General features: G+C 54.5%; 16 protein-coding genes and 1 tRNA gene. 7 read left to right on the forward strand and 10 right to left on the reverse strand.

Features of this window, described 5'->3' with window-relative positions:
• The first annotated feature begins 120 nt into the window (after positions 1-120).
• Complete coding sequence (gene larE / locus RHJ31_RS04035) at positions 121-933, forward strand: ATP-dependent sacrificial sulfur transferase LarE (RefSeq protein ID WP_302677787.1); 813 nt, start codon at positions 121-123, stop codon at positions 931-933.
• On the opposite strand, the gene RHJ31_RS04040 is transcribed toward larE, so the two are convergent.
• Both RHJ31_RS04040 and RHJ31_RS04045 read right to left on the reverse strand, forming a co-directional pair.
• Positions 905-2401: a helicase C-terminal domain-containing protein gene (locus RHJ31_RS04040; protein WP_310828529.1), complete on the reverse strand. Its 1497-nt coding sequence runs from the start codon at positions 2399-2401 to the stop codon at positions 905-907. The two genes, larE and RHJ31_RS04040, sit on opposite strands and share 29 nt — an antisense overlap.
• A gap of 17 nt (positions 2402-2418) precedes the next feature.
• Positions 2419-3912: a UDP-N-acetylmuramoyl-L-alanyl-D-glutamate--2,6-diaminopimelate ligase gene (locus tag RHJ31_RS04045; protein ID WP_302677458.1), complete on the reverse strand. Its 1494-nt coding sequence runs from the start codon at positions 3910-3912 to the stop codon at positions 2419-2421.
• A gap of 347 nt (positions 3913-4259) precedes the next feature.
• On the opposite strand from RHJ31_RS04045, the gene RHJ31_RS04050 reads away from it, so the two are divergent.
• Complete coding sequence (locus tag RHJ31_RS04050) at positions 4260-4565, forward strand: hypothetical protein (protein ID WP_302677459.1); 306 nt, start codon at positions 4260-4262, stop codon at positions 4563-4565.
• 37 nt (positions 4566-4602) lie between these two features.
• Positions 4603-6483, forward strand: a complete 1881-nt coding sequence (gene glmS / locus RHJ31_RS04055; RefSeq protein ID WP_302677460.1) for a glutamine--fructose-6-phosphate transaminase (isomerizing) — start codon at positions 4603-4605, stop codon at positions 6481-6483.
• A 129-nt stretch (positions 6484-6612) separates the two neighbouring features.
• Here the strand turns inward: glmS and RHJ31_RS04060 are convergent, their stop codons facing one another.
• A complete protein-coding gene (locus RHJ31_RS04060; protein WP_206200323.1) occupies positions 6613-6939 on the reverse strand; it encodes a 2Fe-2S iron-sulfur cluster-binding protein in 327 nt (108 codons plus the stop codon).
• A gap of 207 nt (positions 6940-7146) precedes the next feature.
• Positions 7147-7887, reverse strand: coding sequence for an FHA domain-containing protein (locus RHJ31_RS04065; RefSeq protein WP_302677461.1), 741 nt, complete (start codon positions 7885-7887; stop codon positions 7147-7149).
• 315 nt (positions 7888-8202) lie between these two features.
• On the opposite strand from RHJ31_RS04065, the gene RHJ31_RS04070 reads away from it, so the two are divergent.
• Positions 8203-8340, forward strand: coding sequence for a hypothetical protein (locus RHJ31_RS04070; RefSeq protein ID WP_024125599.1), 138 nt, complete (start codon positions 8203-8205; stop codon positions 8338-8340).
• On the opposite strand, the gene RHJ31_RS04075 is transcribed toward RHJ31_RS04070, so the two are convergent.
• On the reverse strand, positions 8337-11099 hold the full coding sequence (locus tag RHJ31_RS04075) for an SMC family ATPase (protein WP_302677462.1): 2763 nt from the start codon (positions 11097-11099) through the stop codon (positions 8337-8339). The genes RHJ31_RS04070 and RHJ31_RS04075 overlap by 4 nt on opposite strands.
• Positions 11100-11541: 442 nt before the next feature.
• On the opposite strand from RHJ31_RS04075, the gene RHJ31_RS04080 reads away from it, so the two are divergent.
• Positions 11542-11901 (forward strand): hypothetical protein, encoded by a 360-nt coding sequence (locus RHJ31_RS04080; RefSeq protein ID WP_206200320.1) that lies wholly within the window; start codon positions 11542-11544, stop codon positions 11899-11901.
• 11 nt (positions 11902-11912) lie between these two features.
• Here RHJ31_RS04080 and menD read toward each other — a convergent pair whose 3' ends face one another.
• From menD to ftsH3, 3 genes are all read right to left on the reverse strand, one after another.
• On the reverse strand, positions 11913-13601 hold the full coding sequence (gene menD / locus RHJ31_RS04085) for a 2-succinyl-5-enolpyruvyl-6-hydroxy-3-cyclohexene-1-carboxylic-acid synthase (protein WP_302677464.1): 1689 nt from the start codon (positions 13599-13601) through the stop codon (positions 11913-11915).
• A gap of 162 nt (positions 13602-13763) precedes the next feature.
• Positions 13764-13834, reverse strand: a tRNA-Gly gene (locus tag RHJ31_RS04090).
• A gap of 55 nt (positions 13835-13889) precedes the next feature.
• On the reverse strand, positions 13890-15728 hold the full coding sequence (ftsH3, locus tag RHJ31_RS04095) for an ATP-dependent zinc metalloprotease FtsH3 (protein WP_302677465.1): 1839 nt from the start codon (positions 15726-15728) through the stop codon (positions 13890-13892).
• A gap of 110 nt (positions 15729-15838) precedes the next feature.
• Between ftsH3 and RHJ31_RS04100 the strand changes: the two genes are divergently transcribed.
• Complete coding sequence (locus tag RHJ31_RS04100; RefSeq protein WP_206200317.1) at positions 15839-16666, forward strand: pentapeptide repeat-containing protein; 828 nt, start codon at positions 15839-15841, stop codon at positions 16664-16666.
• Here RHJ31_RS04100 and hisB read toward each other — a convergent pair.
• On the reverse strand, positions 16663-17295 hold the full coding sequence (gene hisB, locus RHJ31_RS04105; protein WP_206200316.1) for an imidazoleglycerol-phosphate dehydratase HisB: 633 nt from the start codon (positions 17293-17295) through the stop codon (positions 16663-16665). The genes RHJ31_RS04100 and hisB overlap by 4 nt on opposite strands.
• A gap of 6 nt (positions 17296-17301) precedes the next feature.
• Positions 17302-17922, reverse strand: a complete 621-nt coding sequence (locus RHJ31_RS04110; protein ID WP_302677466.1) for a hypothetical protein — start codon at positions 17920-17922, stop codon at positions 17302-17304.
• Between the two features lie 127 nt (positions 17923-18049).
• On the opposite strand from RHJ31_RS04110, the gene RHJ31_RS04115 reads away from it, so the two are divergent.
• Positions 18050-18964, forward strand: coding sequence for a cell division protein FtsQ/DivIB (locus RHJ31_RS04115; protein WP_302677467.1), 915 nt, complete (start codon positions 18050-18052; stop codon positions 18962-18964).
• The last annotated feature ends 30 nt before the right edge of the window (positions 18965-18994 follow it).

The following is an 18994-nucleotide window of genomic DNA, read 5'->3' on the forward strand; positions in this document are numbered from 1 at the left end:
GTGATTTTATTGTAGAGCAGGGGGGAGCACTCGCAGCATTTGCTTAATGGGCGCTTGAGCTTGCTGCGTCTATCCCTAAGCTACACTGTAGGAGCAGAATTCTCGGAACATTGGTCGGTGATGGGCGTGGACAAACTAGCGGCCTTACGGGATCTCATTGGCGAACTCGATCAAGCCTTGATTGCCTACTCTGGCGGCATTGATAGTACGCTTGTGGCCAAAGTTGCTCAGGATGTCTTGGGCGATCGCGCGGTGGCAGTCACGGCGGTGTCCCCCTCGCTCTTTCCAGCGGATCTAGAGGATGCCCGCATTCAGGCGGCGGCCATCGGCATTCGCCATGAACTCATTGAAACCCATGAACTGGACAATCCCAACTACGCCACGAACCCGGTGAATCGCTGTTATTTCTGCAAAAGTGAACTCCACGATCGCCTGCGGGAACTGGCACAGGCGTGGGGCTATGACTACATTCTCGATGGTGTAAATGCTGATGACCTCCAAGACTATCGCCCCGGCATTGCTGCGGCCAAAGAGCGGGGGGTGCGATCGCCCCTTGCCGAGGTGGGGATTACCAAGCTAGAGGTGCGCGAAATTGCCAAATCCTTGGGTCTGCCGTGGTGGAATAAACCTGCTCAACCCTGCCTGAGTTCGCGCTTTCCCTACGGTGAGGAAATTACCCTTGCCAAGCTGCAACGGGTGGGTCATGCCGAATACTACCTGCGCAAGCAGGGCTGGGAACTGTGCCGCGTCCGCAGTCATGGCGATACGGCGCGCATTGAGGTGCCCCAAGCGCAGATTGCCCACTTTGTGACGATGACGGATCTGGAGAAGCTGGTGAACCACTTTCAAGCGCTGGGGTTTACCTATGTCACCTTGGATCTAGAGGGCTTTCGCAGTGGCAAACTCAACGCGGTGATTGGGCGCGATCGCTAACGCGGTTGTAGGGACTGAGACTCTGGAGAATTTCCCGGCCATAGCTGCGCTCCGTGAGCCGCCGATCCAAAATCGCCACCAGCGTTTCATCCTGACGCACAGGGGCAAGGGCACGATCCAGCACCGTCAAGCACTCTGGCAAGAGATACTGGCGAAACCAATCCTGTTTTTGCTGCTTGTGCCATTCAATGCGGGCACTTACCACCGCTTTTTCCGGCGAGGGCAAGGGCAGTGTGGTCAAGACAAACAGCGCCGGGCAAGGCAACTGCGCCCCATGACGCAGCCAAAAGGCTTCCCCCGTCACTAAAATCGTGTTCGTATCAAGGGTTGGCGTCTCCACCTGTACCCGTGAACCGTAGAGGGCAGCCAATTGGGTGGCCAACTGCTCCCGCAGCGGCACATCACTCACAAGGATCACCGCCCGCCGATGGCCAATCGTGCCAATGAGATCGTAGAGACGCCGCAGGACGGCTGGGGCAAATTCCGGGGTGTTGGGGAGAGGTAAGTCTTCGGAGATCGCAAGGGTAATCGCTTCACTGTGGCGATCGCTGGCAAATTTAATCGTCGTTTGGTGCGGAATCCCTAGTTCCTGCTGCACATAGGCTAGAGGGGAGTCTGTATCGGGGCCGCTGCCGATGAGGACAAAAGGCGCTTGCGACCAAAGATCCTCAAAATAGGCGCGGAAACTGAGGGGGTGTCCTTGGAGGCTGAAGTACCCCACCGTGGGGTGGCGCCGTCCCCAAATCACCGTGTCACTGCGGTTGAGGTAGTCCCGCAATTGCGACCATTGGGGAGGCAGCGCCTGCGGCCATTGATGCAGGAGTTCAAGGAGCGGTTGCTGTTCTGTAGAAGTGAGCAGATAGTCGCCGTAGGGATTCTGAGGCCGCTGAAAGAGGTGCTGCACCAACTGGGCATAGACTTGGCGAATGGCACCAACGGCACTGGGAATCGCGAGTTTCAGGTGCTCCCAATCACTGGTGGTAATGGTGCAGGTCATCTGCTGCTGGGCAATTTGGGGCAAGGCTTCAATGCCATCAATGATCGTAACAACGTTGGGATGGGCGGTGGCGTGGCGACACCAGTCCTCGAGGCTCATTACAAGCACCCCCTCAAAGGCTGGCTGCGGGTACGGGCTATGCTGAATCGGTTTCGCAACCGCAAGGAAGGTGAGGAGTTCAGGAATTTCTTGGTGCAGTAGTCGTGTCAGTCGCTCTTGGGGGACGACGAGCAGGGCAGGTTCAGGATACAACAGCAGCGGCAGCAGATAACTCAGGCCATAGCGATGTTGCAACACTGCCCGTTGAGTGACTTGAAGTAAACACCCCCGCTGCAACCGTAGGGCACGGGCAACCAGCCGCGCCAAGGTGAGATGGTGAGGCCACCGGCGATCGCCACTGCTGCGTAAAAATGCCCGTAATTGGCGGTGAACCTCTGCCTCAATCACAATCTGCTCGCTGTGGAACAACAATCCCCTATTGTGGCACGTTAGCCTTGATTCAGTTGTTGTTTGCGTCGCTGTTCGAGGGCAGTACGGGCTTCCTCGCGATCGTCGAAGTGAACTTTTTCAGTGCCCAGAATTTGGTAGTCCTCATGACCTTTGCCAGCAATGATCACCCCATCACCCGGCGCTGCGCTCAGAATGGCTTGCAGAATCGCTTGACGGCGATCGGCCTCAACGATCAGCGGCGTTTGCGGTGGGATACCAGCAAGGATGTCATCAAGAATGCGGCGGGGATCCTCGGTGCGCGGGTTATCGGATGTCACCACCACTTGATCCGCAAGGCGAGCGGCAATGGCTCCCATCTGGGGACGCTTGGTACGATCGCGATCGCCCCCACAACCAAAGACACAGATTAGCTTACCGGGAATAAAGGGACGGGCAGCTTTTAACAAGTTCTCAAGGCTATCGGGGGTATGGGCATAATCCACAAGAACCGTAATCTCTTGGTCTGGGCTAATGCGCACCTGCTCCATCCGCCCCGGTACCCCCGCAAAGTCACGAATCGCCTTCAGCATCGATTCTAGGGGGAGTCCTACCGCTGCCCCCATGGCGATCGCCGCCAGCACATTGGCCACATTAAACTGTCCCACCAACGGCGAGTCTAGGGTGCCGCTACCGATAGGGGTATGAACCGTGCCCGTCACGCCATTGACACGATAGGTGAGATGCTCAGCCCAAAAATCGGCATCTTCGCTGAGGCCATAGGTCCAGTAGCGATCGCGCGGCAACTGTTGAGCCAGTCGCTGGCCAAAGGGATCATCGCCATTGAGAATTGCTCGACCCTTGAGATAGTCAGCAGTAAAGAGCTTGGCCTTAGCGGCAAAATAGTCCTCCAGATCGCGGTGATAATCCAGATGATCTTGGGTCAAGTTGGTAAAAGCCGCCACCTCAAACTGACAGCCCCACACCCGATCCTGCGCCAAGGCATGGGAACTCACCTCCATCACCCCAAACCGACAGCCCGCTGCGACTGCTGCCGCTAATTGTTCCTGAAGGATCACCGCAAAGGGCGTGGTATGACTGGCAATCTCACAGTGTCCCGGCCAGCGACTGTAGAGCGTTCCCAAGAGTGCCGTTGGATAGCCCACACTGTTGAGGAGATGTTCCACCAAGTGGGTGGTGGTTGTTTTGCCGTTGGTACCCGTAACCCCTAGCAGGCTGAGATGCTGGCTGGGGTAATGATAAAAAGCAGCCGCGAGCCGACCACAGGCACGCTCAATATCAGGCACCACAATCACACAGGCATCTCCCTCACGGGGTTTGGCTTGCGGAGACACCACAGCCGCGATCGCCCCCGCTGCCAAGGCACTTGGCCAAAAATTGCCCCCATTCACCCGCGTGCCAGGCATGCCAATAAACAACGAGCCACGCTGACACTCCCAAGAATTCGTACTCAGGGACTTCACCTCTTGATCGAGGGCAGGATGCTCAAAACTCGGCGTAATCTCTGCCGCCGTCAGGAGTTCCCGTAGGTTCATGGCTGTGCATCTCCAGTGATAGGCCGTTTAGGGTATTGTGGCACTACGGCACTTGGCTGTAAAAGATACGGCAATGAACGACCCCACTGTATGAATGAGGAATTCTGCGAGAGGAGATGCAGCCTAGGCACGTACCAGTTTGTGAAGTGTCTTGAGTTGCACTGAAAGCGCATGAACCTTAGCGGATTGGCGTAATTGCTCAACACAGCAGGTGACGGGAGTTACAGGCTGTCCCCCTAGCATCCTGTGACAATTTTTGCCCAAAGCTTGCCTTTTGTTAAAATTCCGATAATCTAGTTCATAAAAATCCGAATAATAACATGTCATTAAGGTGTGGGTGTTGGGTGATGAGTGAGTGGCACAAAACAGACTGGAACATGGATGATCAAGAATGGCAAGCGATCGCCAATTCTCGCCGCCAGATTGAAACCTCTTGGCACAGGACAGTTCACCGCGTTCAGGCTACCTCCAGAACCGCCTCGAAACCCTTAGACGCGATCACCATGCCAGCAGTTTCCCATCCGCGTTCGATTCAACCCATTGGCATTCAACCGTGGCAAGCCGAATTCACCAAAGAACGCTTTGCCTCCCGTTCGCGACTCCCCCTCAAACGGTCACAGGTGGAACTGCCGCAATTTGCTAGCCGTCGTTAGAGCACTCCTGTTTCTCCCAGCTTACGAGGTCTAAATTATGTGTGGCATTGTTGGTTATATTGGCCCACAGCGAGCAGCACAAGTCCTGCTTCAGGGGCTGCAAAAGCTGGAATATCGGGGCTATGATTCCGCTGGGATTGCCACCCTCAATGAGGGTGAACTCCTCTGTGTGCGCGCCAAAGGCAAACTCCACAACTTAGCCGAAAAAGTTGAACAGCTCGACATTGTTGCCCATGTTGGCATTGGCCACACCCGTTGGGCGACCCACGGTAAACCAGAGGAACACAATGCCCACCCCCATCGCGACAGTCGCGATCGCCTAGCCGTGGTGCAAAATGGCATCATTGAAAACTACCGTGAACTGCGGGAGCAACTCCAAGCGCGGGGGCACATTTTCCGCTCCGAAACCGATACAGAAGTCATTCCCCACCTGATTGCCGAAGCGTTGCCTGAGACCCCCACCGCCAATGGCCTCCTAGAAGCGGTGCGTCAAGCTGTGCATCAATTGGAAGGGGCGTTTGCGATCGCCGTTATCTGTGCAGATTATCCCGATGAATTGATCGTGGCCCGGCAGCAAGCTCCTCTTGTGATTGGTTTTGGCCAAGGGGAATTCTTCTGCGCCTCCGATACCCCAGCGATCATTCCCTATACCCGTGCTGTATTGCCGCTGGAAAATGGCGAACTGGCTCGGTTGACGCCCACAGGGGTTGAAGTCTATGACTTTGCGGGGCAGCGCCTGCGCAAAACCCCCCGCACCCTCAACTGGAACCCCGTCATGGTGGAGAAGCAGGGCTTTAAGCACTACATGCTCAAGGAAATCTATGAGCAGCCGGGGGTGGTGCGCACCTGTTTAGAGGACTATTTACGAGCCGATTGGGATGAGAACAGTTCCTTTAGCCCGGTGCAGTTGCACCTAGACCCCAGCCTCCTCGAAAATCTGCAGCACATTCAAATTGTTGCCTGTGGCACCAGTTGGCACGCCAGCCTTGTGGGCAAATATCTCCTCGAACAGGTGGCCCAGATTCCCACCAGTGTGCAATATGCCTCAGAGTTTCGCTACGCGCCGCCGCCCCTGCTACCCCATACCCTGACCATTGGTGTCACCCAGTCTGGGGAAACAGCCGATACCCTTGCCGCTCTAGAGATGGAGCTAAAACGCCGCCAAGGACTCGCGGGCGCTCTCCAACCTCGTTTGCTGGGGATTACCAATCGCCCAGAAAGTAGTCTTGGGCATCTGGTGCCCCACATTATTGATACCCGTGCCGGTATTGAAATTGGCGTAGCCGCCACAAAAACATTCGTTGCCCAGTTGATGGCCTTCTATCTGCTGACCCTAGAATTGGCATGGCAGCGGCAGTCTTGCGATCGCTCCCGCTTGGCGGAACTCGTCACTGGCCTGCGGCAATTGCCTGCCCAGATGGAGCAAATCTTAGAGAGCCAAGAACGCTATATTGAAGCTCTCTCCCATGACTTTTCCGAAACCCAAGACTTTATCTTTTTGGGACGCGGCATCAACTTTCCCATTGCCCTCGAAGGTGCCCTCAAACTCAAGGAAATTAGCTATATCCATGCCGAGGGGTATCCTGCGGGTGAGATGAAACATGGCCCGATCGCCCTCCTCGATGCCAAAGTACCGGTGGTCACGATCGCCATGCCCGGCAGTGTCTTTGAGAAAGTCCTCTCCAATGCCCAAGAAGCCCGTGCCCGCGATGCCCGCCTCATTGGTGTCACCCCCCTCGACGGAGCCGAAGCCCAGCACACCTTCGATAACCTTTTACCTGTACCCGAGGTCGATGAGCTTCTCTCCCCCATCCTGACGGTGATCCCCCTGCAACTGTTGGCGTATCACATTGCTGCCCGCCGTGGCTTAGATGTCGATCAACCCCGCAACCTCGCCAAGTCAGTAACCGTTGAATAACCTTGTATTACACCGACGGCAATGCCAATAACTAATAAAAGATAAAAGACCACATAGAAAAACTTGTGGTTCTGCTCCTAGGGGGTACTTAATTTTTGAGCGATAATAATGACGAAATTAACTAAAAGATTAAGTCAAGTTCAGTAAGTTATCTTCTTCGTGGGTTGAGATCACGCAATCGGATGTGGGATAGGCCGCACACAGCAGCACAAATCCAGCATCCAACTCCTTGGGCTTTAAAAAGGAGTGATCCGACTGATCCACCGTCCCTTTGATGATCCGACCAGCACAGTTGACGCAGGCACCGGCGCGGCAGGAGTAGGGCAAAGCAATACCCTGGGCTTCGGCAGCATCAAGAATATACTCGTCAGCATGAACACGAATGGTTTTATTCAAGCCTCTTGCTTCATTGACCAGTGTGACACTATAAACTTTGCTATGATCCCGCTTTGTCATTTAAGCTCTCCTAAAACTGGCTTTTGAAATGTCTGTCTGTTTGTCCGCTTAACTCATGACTTTAGAGCGATCGCAACCCCACAGGCAGTTGTAGAACGCATTCCATATTGCTTTCATTTTAGCAAAGGCACTCAGGGGAACGACTGTTATACGGAATTGTTTATACTTTGAAACTATTTATCAAAGCAATGCAGGATCTGGGTTGAGCTAGTTGCCGGTTTGAGTGGCAGGTGGTGTACCCTGCGGTTGACTGGGGGAGAAGCCCGATCGCCAGACGGCTCCTGCGATAATGGCAACAACCACAAGGGCGATCGCCCCTAGACCCACGAGGCTGGTTTTTGAGCCTTGGCTCTCTTTTTCATGGACGGTTTCTTTGTTGTTCCCCTGCGGCTCCCTGTCGCTCTCACTGGTCAAGGTCTCTTTTGCGGGTTCGGCTTCAGGGTGTAACTGCGTGACTGCTGCTGCCACCAATTCACGGCTCGGGGTTCGCCGCAGTTCGCCACTTAGCTCCATACCCACAAGGGTTTCCTTGGCACCCCGCAGATCGGATTTAATGCTTTGGAAGGCAATGGATTGCAGATATTGGCTGAACTCGGTATCCGCCATCGAGAGCATGAGATAGGAAGCCTTGGCTTTACGACCAAAGAGAATCACATCGCCGTGCTGCAATTCATGGCTACTGATGCGCTTGCCATTGACAAAAGTGCCGTTGGTACTGGGCTTACCATTGGCATTGCCATCCACCAAACGATAGCGATAGCTGGTGGTACCGGGGACAGGTACCCGCAGGAGAATGGCATGCTGGCGAGAAACCGTTTCAAAGTCAATCACAATGGCATTACTCTCATCGCGCCCAAGGGAGTAGGCCGCTGCTTCAAGGGCGATCGCCCGCCGGCCACCCACGGTATTCAAAATTAAGACGTGACGTTCCTGTTGCAGGCTATTCATTACCTCTATCCCCCGTGTTTCAACAGCCCTCAAGAAATCATCCCCTCTGCAAATCTGAATCCTCCCCCCTTCATCTTGAGTTAGGGCAGGAGCAACGTTACAAAACGTGACACTTCAACACCTAATCTAGGCTATGTGCTTACTTCTACCTTTGCCTGTCTCACTTGAGATGGCTGTGATATTGATCACATTTAAGAGGGTTTTTAGAGAGCGCTATAAATTGTAATAAATCGTTATCCTTAACCCCACTGCCAGAAAAGCAGCCTAAAATTAATTTGGTTACTGTGGATTCAATGGTGCTTGGAGTTTATTCCTATGGCCACGGATTTTAATCGCGGCATTATGAAGTTTGATGGTGCTGACAGCCCAGCGATGATCGCGATTTCTGCCGTTTTGATTCTTGGCTTTATTGCGGCACTCATTTGGTGGGCACTCCACACGGCCTACGCCTAAGGGAGCGATCGCTCCAGATGGATCGTGTGCTCGGTGAGGGCTTCAAAGGTTGCATCGTGGCTAATCACAAAAAGTTGATGAAAACTTCTGAGATTGCTCAGGCTCTCGGCCAGTTGTTGGCGGCGCATCTGATCCATATTGGTGGTCGGCTCATCAAAAAAGGCAATGTCGGTGTTGACCAGTACCCGCAACAAGGCTAAGCGCACCGCAAGAGCCGCACACATTTGCTCACCGCCGGAGAGGCTTTTGAAGGGTCGCCAGTAGCCGCCTTCATTCACCTGAATCTCATAGTCCGATGTCCACTGGAGTGCCACATCGGGACGGTTGAGAAGTTCGCGCAGCAGGCGATCGGCTTCGCTGGAAACGGTGTGCAGATAGGCTTCACTAACGCGGGGGCCACTCTTTTTGAAAATCTCGCGGGCCGTCTCAATCAGAGAGTGGTGTTTCTGTGCCGCTACCAGCTTTTGCAGCGTCTTGTCCTTTTCGGCGGCAACTTCATCAAGATGCTTGAGGGTGGCAAGGCAGCTTTGGTACTGCTTTTCTTTTTCAGGAATCGCACCAAGGAGCCGTTGATACTCGCGGTGTAGGTTTTCGTAGCGATCGCGCACGGCTTCCAGAGCGGCTAAATCCACCCGCTGCTCTTGGGCGTTGTACTCTGCTTGGGCTTTGGCAAGGGCAGCTTTTAAATCATGGGCGGCTTGCATAGCTGTTTTCAGAGCCGCTTCATAGCTTTCTACTTGGGCGGCCTGCTGCTGGTGTTGGAGATAGGTATCATAGCTGGGACGTAGTCTAGCTAGCTCATCGCTAAGCTGTTGCCGCTGTTCCTCAAGGGTGGCATAGTGTTGGCGTTCCTCATAGAGGGGGGTGAGGCGAGCTTGTAGGGTGGCCTGTTCGGTACCCAAACGTGCGTAGTCGGCTTCCAGTTGGGGGGCTGCTGCCTGCTGCTCCAGTAACAGTTGGCGCTGGGCATGGGGTTGGCCAAGGTTGGCGCGTTCTTCCCGTAACTCGTTCAAGCGGCGTTCTAAATCAGTGAGTTCTTTGCTTAGGGGTTCTATGGTTTGCTGGCGATCGCTCAACTGCTTAAGCTCTGCTGCCAAACGGCTGCGTTCCTCCTCAAGGGCTTGGGCTTGCAAGAGGGATCGTTCTGCTGCGGCAGCACGGGCAATGTCAGTTTCTAACTGTTTTAACGTTTGGTTGAGGGCAGGAATAGCGGCAGGATCCGTGAGGGTTTGTCGCAGTGCCGTGAGTTGATCCAAAAGCCAACGGTAGTTCTCCTGCAGCTGTTGGAGTGCCGTTAGCCCCTGTTCAATGGCAGGGCGAACTAGAGCAAATTGCTGAACGGCAGTGAGTTCGGCGATCGCCGCCGCTACAAGGGGATCCGTTTCCGTGGCTTGGGTTTGCGCTCTCTTGAGAATGGGATCGAGGGTAGCAGCAAAGGCATGGGCAGCAGTGGCGTGGCTAAGTTGGGCTTGCAGTTGCTCCCGTTCTGCCTGTTTAGCGCTCAAGGTGGCGGCGAGGGGACGCTGTTGCTCTAGGGCTTGCACCTGTTGCGCAATTTCCTCAAGGCGGGCTTGCAACGTTGCCGCTTGTTGCTTGAGGTGGCGCAGTTCTTGATTTGCCTGTTGGGCTTGCTGGTAGCGCGCCTCAAGGGGGACAATTTCGGCATCGAGGGCGTCAGCAGCAGCAATTTGGGGTTCAAGGGCAGCAAGTTGACTGGCAATGGTGGCGATCGCTTGGCGTTGGCTTTCAATACTAGCTAATTGGGTGGCCAGCTTTTGTTGCTGCTGCTCTAGCTTGCGAATGTTCTGCTCAAGGGCAGCTCGTCCCCGTAGTTGCTGCTCAAGTTCTTGGTAGCGGCTCTCTTGCTGCCGATAGCGATCATAGTCGGATTGCAGTTGCTGGCACTGGGCTTGGCTATTGCGAGCTGCGGCCAACTGGCGCTGGCGATCGCGACAGAGTTCCTCCTGCTGACGCAGTTGGGCTTCGAGGCGCTGACAGGTTTGCGCAAGACGGTTCAGCGTTTCAACGGCAGCTTCATATTGCTGTTTTTCGGCAGCTAAGGCCTGACATTGTTGGTGTAATTCCTCGCACTGCTGGCGATCGCGCTCTAGCTCCGCTGCCAAGGCGGTTGCCTGTTGTTCATATTGCGATCGCGTGGCCAGTTCCTGTTTTTGCCCAGCCAACTGCCGCTCTAGGGACACCACTTGCTCTTGGGAAAAATTGACGAGGGCAAGGGCATTGTCAAAGGCTTGGCGATAGTCACTGACTTGCAAAATCGGTTCAAAAACTTGCCGCCGCTGGGCGGGTGGCTTGAGAAAATCCGCCGTGATCATCCCTTGGGGAATGCCAATGATCTGCTCAAAGAGATCCCGAAGCGGAAAGGCACTGCGGATACCGAGGTGCTCCTGCAACCACATCTGCACATCTTCACGCAACGAAAGACCGAGGTCTCCCACTTGGGGGTCATAAATCGCGTACCCCGTTTGCGTATTGCGCCGTACCACATAGGAGCGACCATCTGCTGCCGAGATAAACTGAACTGTGGCTTCGGCGCGTTTAGCGCCCTTGCGAATAATCGCCTTATTAAAGCCACTGCCATAGCCCGAGGTGGCATCAAAGAGAACCCAAGCAATGGCTTCAAAAATACTGGTTTTGCCTGCACCATTCTCGCCACAGATGACATTCACACCAGGCAGAAACTCAAACGTGCGATCGCGGTGGGTCTTAAAGTTTTTTAGGGTTAGTCGCTGAATTTCCACCGTCTGTCTCCAAAGGCTAGGGCAGTTGATAGAACGTTGATCAACCCATATCAAACAACAAGTGAGAGAGTTAAAGCTAGCTACCCTCGCTCAGCCAAGTGTGAAGTTCTTTAGGAATATTACTTGTCGGCAGGTGTTCTGCATTGATAAAACAATCCATACTTTTACAAAAGTTTACTTGGTCTTAAGTCTTTTTGAAAAAGTTGCCATTAGCCAGTGACTTTCCCTAGGCTGGATCTATAGCAATACCCTTGTTTCTCGGCAAGCTTGGTCTCCGCACTCGATGCTCCTAGCTCTAGGCACCCTACGCTGGGAGAAATACCTAGTTTATCTTATCAAGCGTATTTCCAGTGCCTAGGGTTAGCGATGCCGTGCACCGCTACTTTCTCCAGAGGCAGTTGAGTTGACAATTACAGCATTTCACCACGAGAGGATTTGGCCTGTGGATTTATTACATAAGCAGATTCTGGTTCTGAGTAACAAAATTGATGCCCTCTACCAGATCGTTGAACAACTCAACCAAAAGGTTTCTAAGGCTCTAGAGGAGGGGCGGCTCAAGCCTCTGCCCGTAACCCCTACTGAGCAGAATCCTCTGCCCAAACCGCGTCCTTTGGTGAGTACCCCAGAACACAAGGATATTCTGGTGGATGATGACTATAGCCAAACACGCAACCTCAGTGGCGATCGCCCCCTGAGTCCAGAGGTGCAAATTCAACGGCTGACGGCACAACTCACGGCGGCCTACAATCAGATTGCGGCGCTAGAGGAGCAGTTGCTCTCCCACCACATCCATAGCCACTGAGGTACCGCAAGTTAAATTGTGAGGTGAGCCAGTACCTGCTGGCGCCATTGGGCATTTTGCTGGCGATCGCTCTTAAATTCCAAAAGTCGTACCTTTGGCCAAGGGGCAAGGGAAAGTTGGGTTTTCACATCCGCCCAGTCCTGTAAGCAGTGATAGGGAATGCCGTAGGCCGCTGCAAGCTGGGCAAAATTGACCGCTTGGGGGGTGGCAAAAAAGCGCTCAAAGGGTGGATCAAACCGCCGAATCGGTAGATGCTCAAAAATACCACCGCCGTTGTTATTGATCAGCAGTACGGTTAGACACCCTTGAAACTGGGGCGTGATCAGCCAGCCATTGGTATCGTGCAAGCAGGCCAAATCCCCCGTGATCAAGAGGGTGGGCTGACCGCGATGGGCAACCCCAAAGGCACTAGATAATGTGCCATCAATGCCGTTGGCGCCTCGATTAAAGTAAAAACGATGGTGGCGATCGCTCGCCCGCCAAACACTCTCAACATCGCGCACGGGCATACTACTGGCCACAAAAATCGCCGTTTGCGATGGCAACCACTGCGGCAGATGGTAAATCAGCTTGGCCTCACAGAACCAATCAATGGCCTCCAAGGTTCGCTTCAGTTGCTCATGTACTCGTTGATCGTGGTCTTGCCAGTCCTTGAGGTAGGGGTTGGGGGGCAGGGGGTCGGGGGGGCAGTCCAGATCTTGGGGGGCGATCGCCAGCGTCTGACAGCGGCCATGGAGGGGATTGTTGTTATCGCCCGTGGGGTCAAGGCACCAGATCAGCGGATCGCAGGCACTGAGCCATTCCCGCAGGGCTTTACTGGTGGGCAGCGGTCCCAGTTGAATCACTGCCTCAGGACGCAAGGATTCCCGTAGGTGGCCATTTCGCAGCAGCAGATCGTAATGGGTAATAGCGTGGGGTAGTCCCCGTGCACAGGAGAGGGCATCGGCAAGCACTGGCCACTGCAGAAACCGACTCAGGCGATCAATCGCGTCCGCTTCCGCCAAAGGCTCCACCCCATGACTGGGTCCTGCAATAATCAACCCCCGCTGCATCTGTTGCCATGTTTGCCAAGGGAGAGCGGTGACAACCCGAGGCGGCACAAAGGGCTGCACCTGATCAAAGAAGTTTTCAGGAAGTGCCCCATGAAAATTGGCCTCAGAGCGCAGGTCAAGGGGATCCCGTAGAGGAATATTCAAATGTACTGGGCCTGGATCTGGCCAGAGGGCAGTTTGCCAGCTATGGCAGAGGGTTTGCCGCAGGTAGGGCAGCAAAGCAAGTTCCGGCAGACTTAGTTCGCGATAGTGACGTACGGCATGACCATAGAGATGCACCTGATCAATGGCTTGTCCCGCTTGGCAAAAGCGCAATTCGGGGGGGCGATCGGCGGTCAGCACAATTAACGGTAAATGACTAAGGCTTGCTTCAATAATCGCGGGATAGAAATTGGCCGCAGCAGTACCTGAAGTGCAGACAAGGGCAACGGGTCGTCCCTGCTGTTGGACAAGGCCAAGGGCAAAAAAAGCTGCCGAGCGTTCGTCAAGAATCGGCAGAGCCTCAAGATGGGGATGGGCAGCAGCCGCGATCGCCAATGGTCCCGAACGTGATCCCGGCGAGAGAACGACTGTCCGCAGTCCCAAGCGATAGAGGGTTTCAAAGAGGACGCTCGCCCAGAGGACATTGAGATTTTCAGTGAGAATCATTCATCAATCCAGAAGCGCTATCCTAGCCGAAGTGGCTGAGCCATAGGCCACCAATAGAATAGGGTGCTAAATCCAGTTTGAGCCTATTTTGAGACTTTGAAAGAGCATTGCAGAGTCTTTGCAATACGCCAAAATGCAGGTTCTTCAAGGAGTTGAGTGTTAAGCGGGCAGCGGGAATCGAACCCGCGTCTCTAGCTTGGAAGGCTAGGGTTTTACCATTAAACCATGCCCGCAGTCCCAAGGAATACTACATTAGCACGACCCTTGGGGCGATCGCAAAGGACAAGCCTAGGGAATCGTTGCCATCTTCACATCGTTGCGATCCAAGATGCTTTGGAGTTCCTCAGCATCGATCGTTTCTTTTTCAATCAGCACTTGGGCAATTTGGTCAAGGACGTGGCGGTTGTTCACCAAGACCTCTTTGGCACGACGATAGGCTTGCTCGACGAGATTGCGCACTTCGTCATCAATGGTGGCAGCCGTTTCCTCGGAGAAGTCCCGTTCTGCCATAATGTCGCGGCCAAGGAAGACATTCCCGGTTTGCCGTCCCAAGGCCACAGGTCCTAGGCGATCGCTCATGCCAAAGCGGGTAACCATTTGGCGAGCCACCCGTGCCACCTGTTGCAGGTCGTTTGAGGCACCGGTTGTCACCTCCTCTTCACCAAAGACAATTTCTTCAGCAATGCGACCCCCAAGGGCAACGGCCATTTGGTTTTGCAGGTAGGCACGGCTATAGAGACCCGAATCCATCTGATCCTCGTTGGGAGTAAACCAAGTCAGACCACCTGCCCGCCCGCGGGGAATGATGCTCACTTTTTGAACGGGATCGTAGTCGGGCATCAGGGCACCGACAAGGGCATGACCCGCCTCATGGTAGGCGACTAACTTCTTGCGGCGATCGCTCATGACACGGTCTTTTTTCTCAGGCCCAGCGAGGACGCGATCGATGGCATCGTTAATCTCATCCATGGAGATTTCAGTCAGGTTGCGGCGAGCTGCCAGAATGGCCGCTTCATTGAGTAAGTTCGAGAGATCCGCACCGGTAAAGCCGGGGGTACGGCGGGCAATTTTATCGAGATCCACGTCCTTAGCGAGGGTTTTGCCACGGGCATGAACCTTGAGAATATCGAGGCGACCTTTGTAATCCGGACGATCCACCACCACTTGACGGTCAAAACGCCCCGGACGCAATAGTGCTGCATCCAAAACATCCGGACGGTTCGTTGCAGCAATAATAATGATGCCCGTATTCCCCTCAAAGCCATCCATTTCCGTCAGCAGTTGGTTGAGGGTTTGCTCCCGTTCATCATTGCCCCCCCCCAGACCAGCACCGCGCTGGCGACCGACGGCATCAATCTCATCAATGAAGACAATACAAGGGGCATTGGCTTTGGCTTGTTCAAAGAGGTCGCGCACCCGTGAGGCACCTACCCCAACGAACATTTCCACAAACTCAGAACCGGAAATTGAGAAGAAGGGAACGCCCGCTTCACCAGCCACTGCCCGCGCAAGCAGGGTTTTACCCGTTCCGGGAGGCCCGACAAGGAGAACCCCCTTGGGAATTTTGGCGCCCACTTCGGTAAAGCGATCGGCGTACTTGAGGAATTCCACCACTTCACCCAGTTCCAGCTTGGCCTGATCAATGCCAGCCACATCATTAAAGGTCACTTGGGTTTGGGGTTCCATCTGTACCCGTGCCCGTGACTTACCAAAGTTCATCGCTTGGTTGCCAGGACCTGCTTGGGCACGCCGCAACAGGAAAAAGAGCAGTACCAGCAAACCAATGGGAACCAGTAAGCTGCTCAGGGCGCGGAACCAGAAGCCATCGTTGCTTTGGGGCAAGACGGCGATGTCCACATTGTTGCTAATGAGAATGTCCAACAGTTCAGGATCGTTGGGAAGATTGACCAGCACCCGCGTGCCATCTTGGGTAATCGCTTGTGCCTGCGAGCGGTCAGGGGTGATACTGACTTTGGTGATTTGCTGATTTTCGACCTGTTGGATGAACTCACTGTAGGGCCATGTCTGTTTGGTCGTGGGTTGGCGATCAAAGAAGGCAGTGGCCAAGGCCAGCACCACGATTGCAAGAAGAACATATAAACCTGCGTTTCGCCATTGTTTATTCACCGATCGCCATCCTCCGCTAGGAAAAGTGAAAAGTCTTTACATAAGTTCATACTAACGCATTCTTTCGCAACCCTAGGTGAGCAGTCCCGTGGTTAAGATCATCAATATCCATGATAAGCCGTCAGAAAATGCTCGATTTAGACACCTGCTACCGGGTACTGGAGTTGGAGCCGGGGGCAACCCTCGAGGAAGTGAACCGAGCTTATCGGGATTTGGTGTTTATTTGGCATCCCGATCGCATCCCGAAGGACAACACACGGCTAATCGAGAAGGCACAAGAGAAAATTAAGCAGTTTAATGAAGCGCGGGATCAACTGCGGCAACATATTGCCCGACACGGCAGCCAAACCTCCCAGCGGACTGCTAGCCAGCGGCAAACCTATCGTTCCTCGCCGCCACCCCCACGCTATCAATCCAATCCCTACACCTATCGCAGCTATCATGCGCCCCGTGAGCCGCAGCAAACGACGCACCAGACCTATAGCCAACACCACAACCACACCTACGGCACCTATCAGCGCCAACGCACAGCCGCGCCCCCGCCCCCAGAACCACCCCGCACGACGCCTCCCCACAAGGATATGTCGGGGGTGAATTTACAGGGAGCCAACCTGAGCGAAAAGGACTTTGAGGGGCGCAATCTCAGCCATGCCAATCTCAGCTATGCCGATCTCAGTGATGCCTTTTTGCACCGCGTGATTCTCCACCGTGCTAACCTGCGCCACGCCAATCTCTTTCGCGCCAATTTGCTGCAAGCAGATCTCAGCTATGCCGACCTGCAAGAGGCTAATCTCATTGGTGCTGACTTGAGTGGGGCTGATCTGCGGGGTGCCGATTTACGGGGAGCAAAGATGAGCCAAGGCAATCGCCTCCTAGTGAAACTGACCGGGGCACGCCTCACGGGAGCGATTATGCCCGATGGGCACGTCCACACCTAAGCTTGGATCACCCCCTTAGAACTGGGAATGTGCTGACTGCGGCGCGGGTCAATGGCGATCGCCATGCGTAGGGCACGGGCAAAGGCTTTGAATGTCGCTTCAATAATGTGGTGGGAGTTAATGCCATCCAATTGGCGAATATGCAGCGTCATGCGGCTATGGTTCACCAAAGCAACGAAAAACTCCCGCACCAGTTGCGTATCATAGGTGCCCACCCGCTGCGTGGGAATCTGCAACCCATAGCTAAGGTGGGGACGCCCCGAGAAGTCTAGGGCAACTTCCACCAAACTTTCATCAAGGGGGGCCACAAAGTGACCAAAACGATGAATCCCCCGGCGATCGCCCAAGGCTTGATCGAGTGCCATCCCCAAGGTAATGCCCACATCCTCATTGGTGTGGTGGTCGTCAATATGGGTGTCGCCTGTGGCCTGCACCCGCAAATCCACAAGGCCGTGGGAGCAAAGCTGATCCAGCATGTGATCGAGAAAGGGAATCCCCGTGTGATTGTCCGCTCGACCATTGCCATCGAGAACCAGTTCAACGTGAACGCTAGTTTCTTTGGTCTGGCGATCGACCGTGGCTTGGCGCAACCGAGGCGCGTGGCCATTACTGAGGAGAGAGTCGTTCATGAAGCGTTACTGACGCGGTTGGGGATTGGCAGAGGTGGCTGGCGGTGGACTCGCCGCAGGCGTTCCGGAAGGAATTGCCCCCGTACGCGGAAAGGGCACATCCACAAAACCTAATTCTAGCAATTGCTGATAGGCCTTTTGTCCCAGTTCACGGGTGGGGTTTTGGCTGCGGATAATTTCTACCAAAAGGGGCACGGCAAGCTCAGGTTGGTTATTAGCGCGATAGACCAAAGCCAGTTGAAAAGTCGCTTGATCTCGCAGTTGTGCTGCTTCTAGGGCACGGCGACGGTTGCTATCGGCAGCCGCAGTATCAATCCCCAAAAAGCTAGAGTTGAGGGACTGGTAAAAGTTCGAGAGTTGGTTCATCACCGTACGGGCTTCTAAGAGCTTGCGAGCGGCGACGGCATAATTTTGGCTATTGACTGCGGCGGCAGCCTCATCCATCAAGCGCTTGCCCCCCTCAAGGGTATAGATTGAGGAGCTGGGTGGGGGTGTGGGATTCACAATCTGGACATTGGGGCTAGAAGATTGATTCTGAGCAAACACCGCCCGCGGGAGTACCCCCAGTAGTAACACCGCGAGGAGCAGGGATGATCTTGAGCAGTGAGCAAACGTATTCAGGGGCATGGTGCGAAGCCTTTACTAAGATAGAGGCAGTCAAGCGGACAATCAACATCGCGTATCTTACCACCAAGTAATGACAGCCCGTGCAGGATCCTAAGTTCCAATTTTCCTCAAGACTGAGGCCGTGGCCATGGTAAATCCCACCCCTCAGGGGACAACGACTCATGATGCCATTCGGGAACGGCGCCGCCAATTGCAAAGTAAACGCCGCTGGCGGCAACTGGCAGGGCTTTGGCGTACCAGTGTCCTCTTGACCTTAACAGGGGGACTGGTTTGGGGACTGACGCTGCCGGACTGGGTTATCCGCCGCCCGGAGCAAGTGGTGATTCGCGGCAATCAACTGCTGAAAACGGAAGCGTTGCAGGCACAATTGCCCCTTGAGTATCCGGAGTCACTGCTGCGTTTGCGGCCACAGGAGATCATTCATGCCCTAGAAACGACGCTGCCTCTGCAACGGGTGACGATCGCCCGCCAACTCTTTCCGCCGACACTGATTGTCGAAGTCCAAGAACGCAAGCCTGTCGCAGTCGCCACCTGCAATCAATGCTGGGTAATGAGTGCAACCGGGCAGCTGCAAGGGCCTGCCAGTCGCTGGTTGGTGGATGGCCTCGGATTTGTTGCCCCGCTGAGTAGCTATCAAGCCAGTGCCGTGAAGCCAATGCCCACACTCCAATTGCAGGGGTATTTTGTACCCGTTAAGGATGCACCGCGCCCGCAAACATTGGCTGTGGATGGCGATCGCCAGCAGCAGTGGCAGCAAATTCACCAGATTCTCCAGCAGCAGGATTTACCGATTACGGGTTTAGATTGGCGCAATGAACAGAATCTAATTGTCCAAACCCCCCTCGCGCCGGTTCACCTTGGGGTGGTGCAGTGGCATAGTCCCACATTGAAGAAACAACTCAGTGCCCTAGCCAGCCTCAAGCAGTTACCTCAGTACTTGGATCCCCGCCAAATGGTCTTTATTGACTTGGTGAACCCCGATGAACCCTTAGTGCAACTGCGGCAACAGCCAACACAGCAACCCCTTCCCCGCAGTAATTAAGGCGCAAGGGCACGGCATAATAGAACGGTT

This window comes from Thermosynechococcus sp. JY1331 (assembly GCF_031583475.1).
GTDB lineage: Bacteria > Cyanobacteriota > Cyanobacteriia > Thermosynechococcales > Thermosynechococcaceae > Thermosynechococcus.